The sequence below is a fragment of the Parafrankia irregularis genome, from assembly GCF_001536285.1.
GTDB lineage: Bacteria > Actinomycetota > Actinomycetes > Frankiales > Frankiaceae > Parafrankia > Parafrankia irregularis.
Map to the genome: position 1 here is coordinate 406,930 of NZ_FAOZ01000005.1, position 15,723 is coordinate 422,652.

16 protein-coding genes are annotated in these 15,723 nt (G+C 70.1%); 1 reads left to right on the plus strand and 15 read right to left on the minus strand.

Annotated features, from left to right (window positions below):
• Positions 1–120 precede the first annotated feature (120 nt).
• From AWX74_RS10785 to rpsB, 5 genes are all read right to left on the minus strand, one after another.
• The gene (locus AWX74_RS10785) at positions 121–1,329 is read right to left on the minus strand and encodes a phosphatidate cytidylyltransferase (RefSeq protein WP_091274457.1); all 1,209 of its coding nucleotides are present in this window, start codon (positions 1,327–1,329) and stop codon (positions 121–123) included.
• 98 nt (positions 1,330–1,427) lie between these two features.
• Positions 1,428–1,985: a ribosome recycling factor gene (frr, locus tag AWX74_RS10790; RefSeq protein ID WP_054564991.1), complete on the minus strand. Its 558-nt coding sequence runs from the start codon at positions 1,983–1,985 to the stop codon at positions 1,428–1,430.
• Positions 1,982–2,779, minus strand: a complete 798-nt coding sequence (gene pyrH / locus AWX74_RS10795) for a UMP kinase (RefSeq protein ID WP_006544168.1) — start codon at positions 2,777–2,779, stop codon at positions 1,982–1,984. The genes frr and pyrH overlap by 4 nt, the downstream gene beginning before the upstream one ends.
• 310 nt (positions 2,780–3,089) lie before the next feature.
• Positions 3,090–3,704: a translation elongation factor Ts gene (locus AWX74_RS10800; RefSeq protein ID WP_006544169.1), complete on the minus strand. Its 615-nt coding sequence runs from the start codon at positions 3,702–3,704 to the stop codon at positions 3,090–3,092.
• Positions 3,705–3,947: 243 nt separating this feature from the next.
• On the minus strand, positions 3,948–4,865 hold the full coding sequence (rpsB, locus tag AWX74_RS10805; protein ID WP_091274460.1) for a 30S ribosomal protein S2: 918 nt from the start codon (positions 4,863–4,865) through the stop codon (positions 3,948–3,950).
• A 713-nt stretch (positions 4,866–5,578) separates the two neighbouring features.
• Here rpsB and AWX74_RS10810 point away from each other — a divergent pair.
• Entirely contained in the window at positions 5,579–6,160 is a 582-nt protein-coding gene (locus AWX74_RS10810) for a M23 family metallopeptidase (protein ID WP_091274463.1), read from the plus strand.
• Positions 6,161–6,242: 82 nt separating this feature from the next.
• On the opposite strand, the gene pip is transcribed toward AWX74_RS10810, so the two are convergent.
• The 10 genes from pip to rimM all read right to left on the minus strand — a co-directional run bounded on the left by pip (position 6,243) and on the right by rimM (position 15,684).
• On the minus strand, positions 6,243–7,199 hold the full coding sequence (gene pip / locus AWX74_RS10815; protein ID WP_091274467.1) for a prolyl aminopeptidase: 957 nt from the start codon (positions 7,197–7,199) through the stop codon (positions 6,243–6,245).
• 248 nt (positions 7,200–7,447) lie between these two features.
• Entirely contained in the window at positions 7,448–8,647 is a 1,200-nt protein-coding gene (dprA, locus tag AWX74_RS10820) for a DNA-processing protein DprA (RefSeq protein ID WP_165615557.1), read from the minus strand.
• Positions 8,644–10,197: a YifB family Mg chelatase-like AAA ATPase gene (locus AWX74_RS10825; RefSeq protein ID WP_091274472.1), complete on the minus strand. Its 1,554-nt coding sequence runs from the start codon at positions 10,195–10,197 to the stop codon at positions 8,644–8,646. The genes dprA and AWX74_RS10825 overlap by 4 nt, the downstream gene beginning before the upstream one ends.
• Entirely contained in the window at positions 10,197–10,553 is a 357-nt protein-coding gene (locus AWX74_RS10830; RefSeq protein ID WP_054564997.1) for a YraN family protein, read from the minus strand. The genes AWX74_RS10825 and AWX74_RS10830 overlap by 1 nt, the downstream gene beginning before the upstream one ends.
• 250 nt (positions 10,554–10,803) lie before the next feature.
• A complete protein-coding gene (locus AWX74_RS10835) occupies positions 10,804–11,100 on the minus strand; it encodes a DUF2469 domain-containing protein (RefSeq protein ID WP_006544176.1) in 297 nt (98 codons plus the stop codon).
• Positions 11,097–11,819: a ribonuclease HII gene (locus AWX74_RS10840; RefSeq protein WP_091274475.1), complete on the minus strand. Its 723-nt coding sequence runs from the start codon at positions 11,817–11,819 to the stop codon at positions 11,097–11,099. Before AWX74_RS10840 ends, AWX74_RS10835 begins: the two co-directional genes overlap by 4 nt.
• Before the next feature lie 5 nt (positions 11,820–11,824).
• Positions 11,825–13,180 carry a signal peptidase I gene (lepB, locus tag AWX74_RS10845; RefSeq protein WP_091274478.1) on the minus strand — a complete coding sequence of 452 codons (1,356 nt, stop codon included), beginning with the start codon at positions 13,178–13,180 and terminating at the stop codon, positions 11,825–11,827.
• Between the two features lie 207 nt (positions 13,181–13,387).
• Entirely contained in the window at positions 13,388–13,744 is a 357-nt protein-coding gene (gene rplS / locus AWX74_RS10850) for a 50S ribosomal protein L19 (protein ID WP_020458783.1), read from the minus strand.
• Between the two features lie 425 nt (positions 13,745–14,169).
• Positions 14,170–14,949 carry a tRNA (guanosine(37)-N1)-methyltransferase TrmD gene (trmD, locus tag AWX74_RS10855; RefSeq protein ID WP_091274721.1) on the minus strand — a complete coding sequence of 260 codons (780 nt, stop codon included), beginning with the start codon at positions 14,947–14,949 and terminating at the stop codon, positions 14,170–14,172.
• Positions 14,950–15,036: 87 nt separating this feature from the next.
• On the minus strand, positions 15,037–15,684 hold the full coding sequence (gene rimM / locus AWX74_RS10860; protein WP_091274480.1) for a ribosome maturation factor RimM: 648 nt from the start codon (positions 15,682–15,684) through the stop codon (positions 15,037–15,039).
• Positions 15,685–15,723: the final 39 nt, after the last annotated feature.

Sequence of the window (15,723 nt, forward strand, 5' to 3'; positions counted from 1 at the left end):
CACGAGGCCCGTTCGCCGCCCCGGGTCTGCGCCGGTCAGAACGCGCCCGCGGCCCCGCGGAGCCTCGCCCGGTCAGTCAAGGTCGGCTCAGGTCGGACCGGTCGGCCCAGGTCGGACCGGTCAGCCGAGGAACGCGGTGATGAGCAGCCAGGCCACCGGGGCCGTGCACAGCAGGGAGTCGAGGCGGTCCATGATCCCGCCGTGGCCGGGCAGCAGACTGCCCATGTCCTTGATGCCGATGTCCCGCTTGAGCAGCGATTCGCCCAGGTCACCCACAGTCGCGGAACAGGCGGTGGCCACCCCGAGCAGCGCTCCCTGCCAGATCTCACCGTCCAGCGGCCAGGTCATCAGGACGGCGCCGACGATGACGCAGCCGACGATCGACCCGGCGAAGCCCTCCCACGACTTGCCGGGCGAAACCGACGGAGCCAGCTTGTGGCGTCCGCCCGAGAGCACACCCGCCGTGTAGCCGCCGATGTCGCTGGCGACCACCGTGCCGAGGAACGCGATGGTGCGCCAGTGGCCGTCCGGCGCGGAGGTCAGCAGGGTCGCGAAGCCGGCCGGAAAACCGACGTACGCGGCGGTGAAGGCGCAGGCGGCGAAGTCCCGCAACCGTGCCGCGCTGTTCGCCGTCGTGGGATCACGCACGCCACGGACGGCGACGGCGGCGAGGATGGTGCCCGCCAGGGCCAGCACGAGTCCGTTCGTCCCGGCGCCGTACGCCGCGACAGGCATCGCGACGGCACCCGCCGCCAGTGGGACCAGCGGGACCGTCATCCCCGCGACATGCAGCGCACGGACGACCTCGTAGGTCCCGATCGCCACCGCGGCGCTGACCACGCCCACCCAGATCGGGTAGAAGGTGAACAGCGGGACGAGGATCACCGCGCCGAGGACGATCCCCACCGCGATCGCGGCGGGCAGGTCACGGCCGGCCCTGATCACCCGCCGGCCGCTCTTCGCGGTGTTCGCCGCGGGCAGGCCGGCCGCGGCCGGCTGCTGGTCGCCTTCCAACGGCGGCTGGGCTGCCGGCCCGCGGCCCGCCGCATCACCGCCACCGCCGGTACCTGGCCCGACGACCGGGGCGGACGCGAGATCAGCGTCACCGGCCGGCGGTCGGGTGACCCGCTCCGAACCGGCGGCGCCGTTCGAACGACCGATGCCGTTCGAGGCATGGCCGCCCGGAGCAGGCCCGTCCGCCGGGACGAAGCCGTGCTGCTCCGTTCGGAGACCGTCCCGTCCCGGGTCGTCAGGCGTGTCGGCGCGGTCAGTCACAGCCGTGTCCTCGGGCGGCATTCCCAGGGCCGGGATACTCACCGCTCCGCCCATCCCATCCGTTCCTACCGACACGCCCGGCACGCCACCCCTGGATGGTCCGAGGTGGCGGATGGGCACGGTGCCGCATATGGCTGAACGCTGCTCGGGGGTCAGACCGAGAGCAGGTCCGACTCCTTGACGCGGAGAAGTTCATCGACCTGGGCGACGTACCGGTGGGTCGCCTCGTCGAGATCCTTCTCGCCACGCCGGCCCTCGTCCTCGCCGGCGTCACCGTCACGGACGATACGGTCGATGGCGTCCTTGGCGTGGCGCCGGATGTTGCGGATGCTGACCCGGGCTTCCTCGGCCTTGGTACGGGCCACCTTCACCAGCTCACGGCGGCGCTGCTCGGAGAGCTCCGGAAAGACGCAGCGGATGATCGCACCGTCGTTGCTCGGGTTCACCCCGAGGTCCGAGTCCCGGACGGCCTTCTCCACCGCACCCAGCGACGACTTGTCGTAGGGGGTGATGATGACCATGCGCGGCTCGGGGATGTGGAACGAGGCGAGCTGCTGGACAGGGGTCGGCGCACCGTAGTAGTCAACGAGGACCTTCCCGAAGACCGCCGGCGTGATGCGGCCGGTCCGGATGTTCCCGAAGTCCTCCTTGGCGACCGAGACCGCCTTGTCCATCTTCTCCTCGGCCTCGAGGAGCGTGTCGTCGATCACCGCGTACCTTCCGTTCCGTACGTTTCGACACCGACCAACGTGCCGATCTTCTCACCCCGGACAGCCCGGGAGATGTTCCCCTCGGTGAGGAGATCGAAGACGACGATCGGCAGGTCGTTGTCCATGCACAGGCTGATCGCGGTCGCGTCCATCACTTTCAGGCCGCGCGCGAGAACCTCACCGTAAGTGAGGGTGTCGAACCGAACGGCGGCGGGATTCGTCGCAGGGTCGGAGTCGTAGACCCCGTCGACCTTCGTCGCCTTGAGTACCGCCTGGGCCTTGACCTCCAGCGCCCGCTGGGCGGCCGTGGTGTCAGTCGAGAAGAAAGGCGCCCCCAGACCCGCACCGAAGATCACCACCCGGCCCTTCTCCAGATGGCGGATCGCCCGCAGCGGAAGGTAGGGCTCGGCGACCTGGCCCATGGCGATGGCCGTCTGCACCCGCGTCACGATGCCTTCCCGCTCGAGGACGTCCTGCAGCGCGAGGCAGTTGATCACCGTTCCGAGCATGCCCATGTAGTCGGCCCGGGCGCGGTCCATCCCACGCTCGGCCAGGGCCTGCCCGCGGAACATGTTTCCCGCGCCGACGACGATGGCGACCTCGATACCCGACCGGCTCACCCCGGCGATCTGGCGTGCGATCGTCGAAAGGGTGACGGGGTCGATCCCCAGCGGCTCCCCGCCGGCGAACGCCTCACCGGAAAGTTTCAGCAGCACCCGGGTCCATCGCGGCTGGGTGTCAGTGCGGTCTCCAGAGTCGACTGCACCCACGGCGTTGTAGGCGTCATCGGTCACGGGGAGGCTCCTTCGCCGTTAGCCGGGATCATCGGCCTGGGACGTTCATGCTGACTGCAGTCTGCCGCACGACTCAGGCACGGCTGCCCGTGGGGCCGCGTGGCGCGTCGACGAGCGCGAACTGTGGCCGGCCGGATCGGGCCGGTGCGGATCGCGCCGCCAGACGTCACCTTGTGCCGTGTGATGCCCGCGAACGCGAGGGGCCGCAGGGGCGAAGGACCGCAAACCGACGTCGGCCGGACATCCGCAGAGGGTTCATCCCCTGCCAGATGCCCGGCCGTCTCTCCCCACCGGCGTGGCGAGCGCCTACTCAGGCCTGCCGCACGTTGAACCGCGCGAACCGGCCCACCTCGATCTTCTCACCGAGTGAGGAGCCCGCCTGCTCCAGCAGGGCACGGATGGTGATCTTGCCATCCTTCACCCAGGGCTGGTCGAGCAGCACCGCGCTCTTGATGTATCCGTTGACCTTGCCCTCGACGATCTTCGGGATGGCGTTCTCGTTCTTGCCCTCTTCGCGGGCCGCCGCCTCGTAGATCTTCCGCTCGGATTCCAGCACCTCGTTCGGGATCTGCTCCGCGGTCACGTACAGCGGATCGGCCGCCGCGATGTGCTGAGCGAGGTCACGCGCGAGTTGCTTGAAGTCCTCCGTCTTGGCGACGAAGTCGGTCTCGCAGCGAAGCTCCACGAGGACGCCCAGCGTCGGCGGAAGCTGCGGGTCGGTGCGGTGGAGGTAGGACTCGACAAGCCCGTTCACCGTGCTGCGGCCCGCGCGCTTGGCGACGCCCGCAAGACCCTTCTCCCGCAGCCAGGACTTGGCCTTCTCGAAGTCGCCGTCGTGATCGACAAGCGCCTTCTTGACGTCGCTCATCCCGGCGCCGGTGAGTTCCCGGAGCTTGCGGATGTCGGCGGCTGTGATGTCTGCCATGGTGCTCTTCTCGTCAGTTCCGATTGCTGGCGATGGTCAGCGTTGCTGGAAGTCTCGACGTCGGGACTACGCGACGCCGCCGCACGGGCGCCACCCACTCCGACCGCCGCCGCCAGCGGCGGTCGACGGCCTCCCGGACGGACGCCTACCCCGCCGCCCGGCTGCCGGGCGGCGGGGCTGGAGCAACGTCTCACGGCGGTGCGCAGACCGCCGGGAGACGTCGCGAGGTCGGGTCTGGCTTTGTCAGACGGCGGTGCCGACCGCATCCGGCTGGGGCTGCTCCTGCTGCTCCTCCTGCTGGCCTTCGGCGGCCGTGGGCTCACTCGCCGCGGCAGCGGCCGCAGCCGGCTCGGCCGCAGCGGGCTCACCCGCGGCGGGAGCGGCGTCGCCGCGCAGCAGCGCCTGCTCCCACTCGGCCAGCGGCTCCTCACCCGTGGACTGCTCGGGCTTCGCCTCGGCGTTGCTCGACGCGCCGGCGCGTGACATCAGGCCCTCGGCCACCGCGTCCGCGACGACCCGGGTGAGCAGGGCAGCGCTGCGGATCGCGTCGTCGTTGCCCGGAATCGGGTAGTCGACCTCGTCCGGGTCGCAGTTGGTGTCCAGGATCGCCACGACCGGGATACCCAGCTTGCGGGCCTCACCGACGGCGATGTGCTCCTTCTTCGTGTCAACGACCCAGACCGCACTCGGCACCCGGCTCATGTCACGGATACCGCCGAGGGTGCGCTCGAGCTTCGCCTTCTCCCGGGTCAGCACGAGCTGTTCCTTCTTCGTGCGGACCTCGGTGCCACCGGTCAGCTCGATCTCCTCGAGCTCCTTGAGCCGCTGGAGACGCTTGTAGACCGTGGAGAAGTTCGTCAGCATGCCGCCCAGCCAACGCTCCTTGACGAAGGGCATGCCGACCCGCAGGGCCTGCTCCTCGATCGCCTCCTGCGCCTGCTTCTTCGTCCCGATGAACAGGACGGTCCCACCGTGGGCGACCGTCTCCTTGACGAAGTCGTAGGCCCGGTCGATGTAGGACAGGGTCTGCTGGAGGTCGATGATGTAGATGCCGTTGCGCTCGGTGAAGATGTAGCGCTTCATCTTCGGGTTCCAGCGCTTCGTCTGGTGCCCGAAGTGGACGCCGCTCTCCAGGAGCTGCTTCATGGTGACGACGGCCATGACTGGCGTCGCTCCCTTCTCGCCCGGCACGTTGACCGGGACGCCTCGGTTGTGACGGCCCCGGCGAGAGCCGGAGACCCCTGACGCCCGAATGGCCGTGGCCGCCGCGAGGCGGCGGACCGAGGAGGCCCTCCCGGTCGTTACCGGGAGCAGGCGTGCGAACTGAGCCCACCGAAATGGTCGGAGACCGGCTGCTGCCGGCCGCCGACCACCACCGATGGCCCACGGCGCCACAGGCGGCCCAGCCGGACGGCCGGGACACCAACAACGCCGAGGCGACCTCGGCAGATGGACTCCCGCCAATGATACCCGGCCTCCGTGACCGCTCCCTGACCGAGGCCCGGGGGTCGCCCGCCCGGAGGGACGCCTGCGGCGCTGCTGGTCGGACGGCTCGCCAGCCCCGGCAGCCCCGCTGCCGAACCCGGAGCTCGGCGCGGCGCTCCGGATCGGCGGCCCCTGCCGGGCGAAGCCGAAGAGGTCACACAGAGACTCGGCGCAACCCCTTTCGTTTTCGTTTATCCACAACAGGCTTCATTAGCCTCCGTTTGATGGCGGCTTCATGCACCCTTGTGTTGCTGGCCAAACCGGGCGCCCCCGCCGGCCAGCAGAGCGGCGGTCGGAACCGACCCGAGGGCCCGACCGCCGCTCATCTGTCAGGGCGGCTCCGCCGCAACGACAGTTCGTCGTGTCTGCCGATCCGGAGGCGAACCGCTGTGTCCCACCCACCGCGCCTCGACCCGGCCGTGCTGATCATCCCGCTGCTCGCGCTGATGATCGCTCTCGTCTGCCCAGGGCGGGTGCCGATCCGGGCATCTGTCAGCGCCCCGGCCCCGAGCCAGCCGGCAGCAACCGCGCCGGGGCGATCCGAGTCGGCAGGCGACGCCAACGGGTGGACCTGGCCACTGCCAGGCCCCGTCACGGTGGCGCGGGCGTTTCAGGCACCTGAGCACCCTTTCGGCCCAGGGCACCGTGGGGTCGACCTGAGTTCCCCGCCGGGTAGCCCGGTCGCAGCCGCCCGCTCCGGGGTCGTCGGCTTCGCGGGCTGGGTCGGCGACCGGTGGGTCGTCACCGTCGTGCACGGCTCGCTGCGCACCACCTACGAACCTGTACGTCTGCTCGTACACGAAGGTGACCAGGTCGCCAGGGGAGAGCAGATCGGGCTCCTCGAAGCCGGGCATTCCGGCTGCCCGACCGCGGCCTGCCTGCACTGGGGGCTTCTACGCGGGGCGGAGTACCTCAACCCGCTCACCTTCTTCCACCGGATCCGCCCCCGGCTGCTCCCACTGCTCGGATAGCCCCGGCAAATGTTCGGCGGAATGGCGCCGGCTCCGGTCAGGAACATGCAAACTGCCCCAGCCCGACTGGAGGTCGTACCGGTCATCCCGGAGCGAATCTTGTGAGGGCACGGTGAATCTGGCTGCGCATGGTGTCGCTGCCCGTGTGGCCGGCATCGGCGACGGCGACGAGTTCCGCGTCGGGCCAGGCGCCAGCGAGCTCCCACGCGGTCTGGAAGGTGCTGCCCAGGTCATGGCGACCGTGGATCAACACCCCGGGTATTCCTGCCAGACGCCCTGCATTACGCAGCAGGACGCCCTCCTCCAGCCAGGCACCGTGGGCGAAGTAGTGCGCGCAGATCCGGACGAACGCGAGGCGGGCTGCCAGCGGACGACTGCTGTAGGCGTTCCGCCGTCCGTTCGGCTCCAGGGAGATGACCGCGTCCTCCCAGGCACACCACGCCTCGGCCGCCCGGGCCCGCACCTGCGGGTCGGGATCTTCCATCAGGCACGCGTAGGCCTTGACCAGATCACCCTCACCGCCGGCCCCGGACGTGGCGGAACGGAACCGCTCCCACTCCTGCGGGAAGAACCTCGCCACCCCGCGGTACAGCCAGTCGATCTCCGCACGCCGCGTCATGGCGACTCCGGGGATGACGATCTCCGAGACCCGGCCCGGATGCCGCTCGGCGTAGGCGAGCGCCAGCGTCGACCCCCACGAACCTCCGAAGAGCAGCCACTTCTCGACATGGAGGTGCTCACGGAGCACCTCCATGTCAGCCAGCAGGTGCGCCGTGGTGTTAAAACGCATATCGGTGGCCGGATCACTCGCGTGCGGGATGCTACGTCCACAGCCACGCTGATCGAAGAGCACCACTCGGAATCGGTCGAGGTGAGGAAACCGACGGGCGCCTACCGAGCAACCCGATCCGGGCCCACCGTGAACGACGAGCGCAGGCTTCCCCTGCGGGTTACCGCAGACCTCCCAGTAGACGAAGTTGCCGTCACCGACCGGGATCATGCCTTTCTCGTGTGGTTCAACCGGAGAGCTGGTTTCCATACCTTTTCACCCCTAGCGCGAAGGCCGTCAGTTCAATTGACTTTTGGGCGCCACCAGGTCGCTGGATGTGATGATATCGATGCCGATAGGAATCTTTCGCGCTCGGCGATCTGGCCGACGGCATCCACACGGCCGCCGAGCTCGTCCGCTGACTGATCGAGCGGCTCCGCAGCCTGCCGGCTACTCGACGGCCAGCTTCGAGCCGCTGCCGGGCAGGACCCCGAGAGCCCCAGCCGCCAGGCAGCCGTTCACGATCTGGGTGCAGCCCTGCTACCACCCGCCTGAGAGGATGATCTTCCCAGCGCCGTCAGCCGGTAGCCCGCCGGGGTCGCCTCGACCAGACCCTCCACGGCCAGCGGCCCGAGCAGTGCCAGCACCGTTCCGGGAGGACAGTCGACCCGGCGGGCAAGTGCCGCCACTCCGATGGCCGAACGGGCTGGCATCACGTCCAGCAGCTGCAGGACGAGGTCCGCGAGGCCGTCACGGGCTCGCGTCGGGCCGCTCGGTCGGGGCGCCAGCTCACCGATCTCGCCGATCTCCTCACAGACCTCGCCCGCGCACGTGACCAGCGCCGTCTCCTCCCGCTGATCGCGCAGCAACCGGTGGCAGCCAGCACTCATCGCGCTGGTGACCGGCCCTGGGACCGCCATCACGGTGCGACCGAGGCGGCGGGCATGACGGACCGTGTTCAGCGCCCCGCTGCGCACACCAGCCTCCACGAGTACCGTGCCCGCACCAAGCGCCGCGATGATCCTGTTCCGGGTCAGGAAGCGGCGCCGGTAGGGCGGGCTCCCCGGGGGAGTCTCGCTGAGTACCAGACCGGAGGCCGCGATTTCGTCAAGCAGGTCGGCGTGGGCCGCTGGGTAGGGCACGTCGACGCCGCCCGCCAGGACCGCGATCGTCGATCCCCCGGCGGCGAGCGCACCGCGATGGGCGGCCGCGTCGACGCCGAACGCAGCTCCGGACACGATGGTCCAGCCGCGTTCAGCCAGCCCGAAGCCGAGTTCCTGGGCCTGGTGAAGGCCGTAGTCCGTGGCCGCGCGACAGCCGACGACCGCCACCGCCCGCCGAGTGATGTCGGCGAGGCCAGCCGTTCCCCGAGCCCAGAGCACGAGGGGCATCCCGTCGTCGCCACTCCTGTCGCCGCCGATCCGGTCGAGGACGTCGAGCCCGGCCGGCCAGTCCGGGTCGCCCGGGCACAGTGGGCGAGCTCCGACCCGCTCCGCGGCCTCGATGTCCTGCCGCGGATCAACACCAGGATGCTGCGCCCTGAGCCGCTCCCACAGGGCCACCTCGCCGACCGCCTGCAACTGCTCGCGCAGTGACGCCCGGGCCGGAGCGGCGATCCGGCTGAGGCCGACGCGCGCAAGTCGACGTGCGTCGACTTCGCCGCCTACCACCGGCGCCACCGGAGACGGTCCTGACAGGTGATCCGATGGCCTGCTCATGCCGACCACCCCGGCAGCCGCAGATCGAGGGCGAGGCCGACCTCGGCGGCGCCGGGCCGTTCAACCTCCGCCAGGTCCGCGATCGTCCAGGCGACGCGGAACACCCGGTCCAGCCCACGTGCCGTGAGCAGCCCGCGATCGAACGCACGGTCCGCGAGGCGGGTCGCCTCCGGGAGCAACGGCCACCGATGTCGCCAGGCGGGCCCGGGCACGTCGGAGTTACGGCGCCACGGCGTGCCGGCGAACCTCTTCTCCATCGCGGAACGTGCGCGTGCCACTCTCTCCGCGATCGTCCTGGAGGAGGTCGCGTGCCCTCGGTCCGCTTTCAGCTCCGCCCGGCTCGGCGAGTTCAGCTGGACCTGAATGTCGATCCGGTCCAGCAGTGGTCCTGACAACCGCGCCAGGTAACGCCGTCGAACCGTGCTCGGGCAGTCGCAACGGGCGTCCCGCGGGCCCCGGGCACGCGAGCAGGGGCACGGGTTCGCGGCCAGGACCAGCAGGAAGCGGGCCGGGAAGCGGGTGGTGGCCCGGGCTCTCGCGACCTCGATCAGGCCGCTCTCCAACGGTTGGCGCAGAGCATCGAGACTGCTACGCCCGAATTCCGGGCTTTCATCGAGAAAGAGCACCCCGTGGTGGGCCTGGCTGGCGAGACCCGGGCGGATGGCCGGGGAGCCGGAGCCGATGAGCGCGGCGGGGGTGGCTGAGTGATGCGGGTTCCGAAACGGCGGCCGGGTGACGAGCGGCCGGCCGACCGGTAGGACGCCGGCCACCGAATGCACGGCCGTGACCTCCAGCGCTGCCCTGAAGTCCAGCGCGGGCAACAGGCCTGGCAGCCGCTCCGCCAGCATCGACTTGCCGGAGCCGGGCGGCCCCAGCATGAACAGGTGATGCCCACCCGCGGCGGCCACCTCCACTGCCAGCCGCCCACGGACCTGCCCAGCGACGTCCGCCAGATCGGGCATCATCTGCCCTGGATCGGCCGGCTCCCCCGGATCGACCGGCTGCGCGGAGCCTGCCGGGAGGAGCACAGCCGTCGGCCGGCCACGCAGCAGCGCCAACACACCTGCGAGGTCGTGCATGGGCTCGATGACGGCATCGGGAACCAGCGCGGCCTCCGCGGCGTTCGCGACGGGCACAACAATCCGCTCCAAGCCTGCCTCGACGGCGGCCAGAACGGCGGGGAGTACGCCTCGCACCGGGCGGAGCCTGCCGTCGAGCGCGAGTTCCCCGATCAGGATGCGGCTCGCCAGCGCTCCCGAGGGCACAGCCCCGGCCGCGCCCAGAATGGCAGCCGCCATCGCGAGATCGAATCCGCTGCCGGACTTTGGAAGGGTCGCCGGGAACAGCCCAACTGTGATCTTGTGATCCGGCCAGCGCTCGCGGGAGTTCACCACCGCGGCTCGCACCCGGTCCCGCGCCTCGTGCAGGGCCGCGTCCGGAAGGCCGATCAGTGTGAAGCCCGGCAGGCCGCGCCCCAGATCGGCCTCGACCTCCACGAGGCGCCCTTCGATACCGACCACCGCGACGGCCAGGGAACGGGCGAGGGCCATCAGAAGGCTCCCCGGCGGTGCTCGACCCGGACCGGCCCCTGCTGTTCCCGATAGACCTCGAGAACATCGAATCGCACCACGGCGGGGGGATGGGGATGTTCGGCGAGCCAGCGGACGGCAAGGCGCCGGATACGGGCGGCCTTGCGACCGACGACCGCGGCGGCGCCGCTTCCGTAGCCTGACCCGCTACGTGCCTTGACCTCGCAGAAGACGAGAATGTCGCCGTGGCGCGCGACGATATCGATCTCGCCCTCACGACACCGCCAGTTGCGGGCGAGGATCTCCGCGCCCTCGGCGCACAGATGCTCGGCCGCGACATCCTCGCCGAACCGGCCGAACCGCTGACTGACCCGCATCCGAGGCTCCGTCTCACCGGGGGTCGCACGCCCTCCGGTGAGATCAGGTTCCGCGCTCCCGCCCCGCGGAGACGCTTCAATCGGCTCCCTGTGGATAACCAGCTTTCATCCACAGAGCGGCAACGATGTGCGGCGCGCCACCGGGTAACCGGCGGACCGGCACCCCTCCACGTCTCAGGTGCCCCCCGCCGCGCCGGACATACCGGACACGCCGGACGGACCGAGGACTCCAGCGCTCAGGACCTGGCGCTCAGAGCTCGGCCTTGGTCAGTTCCTCGACATTGATGTCCTTGAACGTGACAACTCGAACGTTCTTCACGAAACGAGCGGGCCGGAACATGTCCCATACCCAGGCGTCCCGCAGCGTGAGTTCGAAGAAGACCTCGCCGTCCGAGCTGTTACGGATCTCGATCTGATAGTCGTTCGCCAGATAGAACCGCCGCTCGGTCTCGATCACATACGAGAACAGCCCCACCACGTCGCGGTACTCGCGGTAAAGCTGGAGTTCCATCTCGGTCTCGTACTTTTCGAGATCCTCCGCGCTCATGCGCTCTCCGTGGCGCCACGCAGGCTGGTCATAGCAACTCTTTCCTCCAGCCGCAGCAATCTTGTTCTCCCCGCCAGCCCCGCCTGGGCGGCGACGTTGACATACGACAGGCGGTGCTCGGCGCACGGCCCGTACCGCGCCAACGCGGCGGTGTGCGCCGCGGTGACGTAGCCCTTGTGCTGCGCGAAATCGTACTCGGCGTACTGCTCGTGCAAACAACGCATGATCCGGTCCCTGGTCACCTTGGCCACGACAGACGCCGCGGCGATGCACCCGACAGCCCGGTCTCCCTTGATCACTGCCAGCGACTCCACCCCGAATCCCTCCACCGCGAACCCGTCCGTCAGCACGTAGCCCGGCGAGACACCTAGGCGTGCGACAGCCCGACGCATGCCCATGATGTTGGCGACGTGCACGCCGATCCGGTCGATGTCCGCGGCGGGAACGACGACGGTCGCCACCGCCGCGGCGCTGGCCAGCACGTCCGCGTAGACCTCCTCGCGGACGCGCTCGGTGAGCAGCTTCGAGTCGTTGAGACGTGCGAGCCGGCGGGTCCGGCCTGGGCGCAGGATCACCGCGGCGACCACCAGCGGCCCCGCGCAGGCGCCCCGGCCTGCTTCGTCCACACCCGCCACCGGCCCGAGGCCGCAGCGGGTCAGCGCCCGCTCATAGCCGAAAAGGCCGGCGTCGCTACGGACCGTCGTGCCACGCACATCCATGGGGATCAGGGCGAACCACCCACGTCAGGCCGACGGTCGGCGCGTCGTACGCGCGACCGGACAGTCCCCCGGCGCGCACGCGCGGACCTCGGCCACAGACCGACCGCCCGTCCGGACCGCCCGGGCCGTCCCAGCCCGGCACGGCGACGCCGACGGCCAGGGACCAGGAGCGCCAAGGCCGCCACCGGCGCCAGGAGCGCGTCCGCCGACCCCGGCAGGCCCGACCCGGAAGCGACCGGCTCGTGCTCCGCGTTGCCGCGATTCGCGGCGCTGGCCGACGGCACCCCGGAGAAGGTGTCCGGCACCGAAAGGATGCCGAAGCGCCCGAGTGGCCAGACCCGCACAAACGCGCGGCCAATCACCTTGTCGTGGGGCACCGGACCGTTCTGTCGCGAGTCCGATGACCGGGACCTGTGGTCACCCATCAGCCACAGGTCTCCGTCCGGAACCGTGATCGGACCGAACTCCTGGAAATCGTTCTCGTAGACGTAGGGCTCGTCCAGGGCCTTGCCGTTCACCGTCACGCGCCCGGCTTCATCGCAGCAGGCGACGACGTCCCCACCGACTCCGATCACACGTTTGATGAAGTCCTTCTCGCTGGGGGCGCCGAGGCCAAGCAGCTCCTGAACGTTCCGGACGAACCGGCTCAACCCGCTGCCGGGCTCGCTGACGACCGACTCCCGCTCGAAGCCGGTGCCCTCACCGTTGAACACCACGATCTCGCCGCGGTGCACGTCCTGGAAGTGGTAGATGACCTTGTTCACCAGCACGCGGTCGTCGATGAGCAGCGTCCGTTCCATCGACTCGGACGGGATCCAGAACGCCTGCACGAAGACGGTCTTGATCAGCAGCGCGAGCAGGAAGGCGACGAGTACCAGGATCGGGAGCTCGCGTAGGAACGAGCCCCGCCCGCGGTCCCGGCCGGTGTCCGGCCGAGCGACCCGCCGCCCGGTGGCCGGCGAGGCCCCGCTCCCGTGCTCGTCACGACCGCGCTCCTCGGGCCCGGACGAAGCGCTCGTCTCCGCCTCGTACACGGCTCCCACCACCCCGCCGCCGATGCCCGCGTTGACGCCGGCCACGACCGGCTCAAAGGGCTTGACCAGCTCGGCGGGCTCCTTGACCGACTCGGCGGGATCCACGTCGACGGAGTTGACGGGGCCGACGGGTCGCGCGGACCCGTCATCGGCACCGGAACCAAGCTCAGCGGCGGCGGGATCCGGAGCTGAACCCGTCACGCCCGGATCCATGCCGGAAACCGCGGGACCTGGGGCGTCACCGTGCGGCCCAGGACCGGCAGACGCCGGATCGCCTTCACCCGAACCGTCGAACGGTTCGGGTGTGCCGCGGTCGGATCCACTCACTGCGCCACCTCGCCAGGTCGGCCGTCATTCGTCATCGGACAGGCAGAGGCCCGCCAAGGCCGCGGTCTGACCGGACCGCAATCGACCGGATCAGCCCACGACCTGACCATCCTGATGCACCGCCCGCGCGGTGGAGTGGTTTGGTGACCGGCCAGTCGCCAGATACCCACCAACCGGAAGGCCTCTGGCGACGGTTCACCGGGAGCTTCAGCGGCCGACCGGCTCGCGCTTCTCCTTGATCTTCGCGGCCTTGCCACGAAGCTGGCGAAGGTAGTAAAGCTTCGCCCGGCGGACATCACCGCGCGTCACGACCTCGACGCGCGAGACGATCGGGCTGTGGAGCGGGAAGGTCCGCTCGACGCCAACGCCGAAGCTCACCTTGCGAACGGTGAACGTCTCCCGGACACCGCCGCCCTGGCGACGGATCACCACGCCCTGGAAGACCTGGATGCGCTGGCGGTTACCCTCGACCACGCGCACGTGGACCTTCAGCGTGTCGCCCGGCCAGAACTCCGGCACGTCCGTCCTGCGCGACTCGGCGTCGAGGCTGTCCAGGGTGTGCATGGCAGTCGCTTTCCTCAGGGTTGTCACAGGCAAATGCATGGAACGGTCCGCCGGCCACGACCAGCGTTTCGCTGCGGCCTTTCGACCTCCCGGTCACACGGCCTCACACCGGCACGGGGCCGGACGAAGCATGCGCCAGGACGGCGAAGCGGCAGAACAGCGGTCACGCCGGATCGGCGGGCCGACCGGGTGCGCCGGATCGACAGACCGACAAGGCCACCAACCGACAACGTCACGAACCAACCAGGTCAGTTCAACCAGGCCGGCGGGTGACGGGTCAGTGTTGCGTGACACCGTCGGTCAGGAACCAGCGGACACCGCATCCTACTGTGCCACACGAGCGAGGTGTCCGGTCGGCAGGCCCTGTCCAGGCCACCCGCGCCGCCCCCGCCAGGCCGGATCCGTCACCTGGGCGCGTCACGCCGTCACACCGCGCTGCCCTCGAGACCGTCGCCACCAGTCGGCGGGGCACTCCGCGCATTCGGCGCGTTCGCCAGGACCGCCCGGTCAGCCGCGGACAGTTCGATCCGATCGAGCAGCTCAGGACGTCTGCGCCGGGTACGCAGCAGAGCCTCGTCCCGGCGCCACCGGGCGATGGCCGCATGATCACCGGAGCGGAGGATCGCGGGCACCTCACGCTCCCGCCAGATCGGCGGACGGGTGTACACCGCACCCTCAAGCAGGCCATGCGCGAAGGAGTCGTCGGTGATGGACTCGACGTTGCCGACAACACCGGGAAGCAGCCTCGTCACCGCCTCGACGATCACGAGCGTGGCGGCCTCCCCGCCGGCGAGAACGTAGTCGCCGATGGAGATCTCGTCGTCGGCCCAGGCCTCGACCACCCGGCCGTCGATGCCCTCGTACCGGCCGCAGCAGAAGACCAGCCAGTGCTGCTCCGCGAGCTCGGCCGCATAGCGCTGGGTGAACGGGACGCCCGCAGGCGTCGGAACCACCACGCGAGGACGGCGGGTGGGATCACCACCACTGACGGCCCGCAGCGCCTCATCCCATGGCTCTGGGCGCATGACCATGCCCGGCCCGCCGCCATAGGGGGCGTCGTCGACCGTCCGATGGACGTCATGAGTCCATTGCCGCAGGTCATGGGTGTGGATGTCGACCAGATCCCGGGCGGCCGCGCGCCCGACCAGAGCGAGCTCCAGCGGACGCAGGTAGTCCGGGAAGATCGTCAGGACGTCGATGCGCATCCGTCCGCCTTCGTCGGAGAGGGTGCCGTCGGCCGTCGGATCAGGTGCCGTTGGCGCGACGGTGATCCGCCCCACCTCGGCGGCGGATCAGTCGAGGTCGAGCAGGCCAGGTGGCGGGTCGACCACGATGTGGCCTGCCTCCAGGTCAACCGTCGGGACGATCTCCCGGACGAAGGGGATGAGGTGTTCTCCCCCGCCGGCCCTGCTGATCGCCAGCATCTCCCCGGCCGGTGAATGGATCACGTCGATCACGTCGCCGAGCGGCTCGCCCGCGGGCGTCTGCGCCCGCAGGCCGACGAGATCACGGTCCCACCACAGGTCGCCGTCATCGTCGTCGTCGGGTTCCGCCGGTGACCCGGACTCGTCGGAGTCGATGGTCAGCAGGGTGCCCCGCAACGCCTCCGCGGCGTTGCGGTCGCCCACACCGTCGAACCGGACCAGCAACCGGCCGGAATGCCACCGGGAGGTCACGACCCGCAGCATCGGCTGAGTGGACGTCGCCGTCGCACCGAGCGGCGAGGTCGCGCCCGTACCCGTGCTGCCGTTACCCGTGCCGGAGTCACCCGTGGCGGCGGGGACACCCGCCGCCGTCACCGAGTCACCCGCGACCTGACGGCCCAGCACGGACCCGGGCGCGAAACGCCGCTCGGGCAGGTCCGTTCGGACGTCGATGGTCACATCACCGCGAACACCGTGCGGACGCCCGACCCGCCCGACAATGACGGGCTCACCCATGAGAGGTTGCGGCGCGCCCGTGAACGGAAGAGACGGACA

What these genes read in the sequence shown, in the direction of transcription:
- pip (WP_091274467.1), bottom strand. Translation starts at nt 7,199, where the DNA reads ATGGAAACCAGCTCTCCGGTTGAACCACACGAGAAAGGCATGATCCCG.
- AWX74_RS10835 (WP_006544176.1), bottom strand. Translation starts at nt 11,100, where the DNA reads ATGAGCGCGGAGGATCTCGAAAAGTACGAGACCGAGATGGAACTCCAG.
- rpsB (WP_091274460.1), bottom strand. Translation starts at nt 4,865, where the DNA reads ATGGCCGTCGTCACCATGAAGCAGCTCCTGGAGAGCGGCGTCCACTTC.
- AWX74_RS10800 (WP_006544169.1), bottom strand. Translation starts at nt 3,704, where the DNA reads ATGGCAGACATCACAGCCGCCGACATCCGCAAGCTCCGGGAACTCACC.
- trmD (WP_091274721.1), bottom strand. Translation starts at nt 14,949, where the DNA reads ATGCGCATCGACGTCCTGACGATCTTCCCGGACTACCTGCGTCCGCTG.
- AWX74_RS10830 (WP_054564997.1), bottom strand. Translation starts at nt 10,553, where the DNA reads ATGCGGGTCAGTCAGCGGTTCGGCCGGTTCGGCGAGGATGTCGCGGCC.
- rimM (WP_091274480.1), bottom strand. Translation starts at nt 15,684, where the DNA reads ATGGGTGAGCCCGTCATTGTCGGGCGGGTCGGGCGTCCGCACGGTGTT.
- AWX74_RS10785 (WP_091274457.1), bottom strand. Translation starts at nt 1,329, where the DNA reads ATGGGCGGAGCGGTGAGTATCCCGGCCCTGGGAATGCCGCCCGAGGAC.
- rplS (WP_020458783.1), bottom strand. Translation starts at nt 13,744, where the DNA reads ATGCACACCCTGGACAGCCTCGACGCCGAGTCGCGCAGGACGGACGTG.
- AWX74_RS10825 (WP_091274472.1), bottom strand. Translation starts at nt 10,197, where the DNA reads ATGGCCCTCGCCCGTTCCCTGGCCGTCGCGGTGGTCGGTATCGAAGGG.
- AWX74_RS10840 (WP_091274475.1), bottom strand. Translation starts at nt 11,819, where the DNA reads ATGGATGTGCGTGGCACGACGGTCCGTAGCGACGCCGGCCTTTTCGGC.
- dprA (WP_165615557.1), bottom strand. Translation starts at nt 8,647, where the DNA reads ATGAGCAGGCCATCGGATCACCTGTCAGGACCGTCTCCGGTGGCGCCG.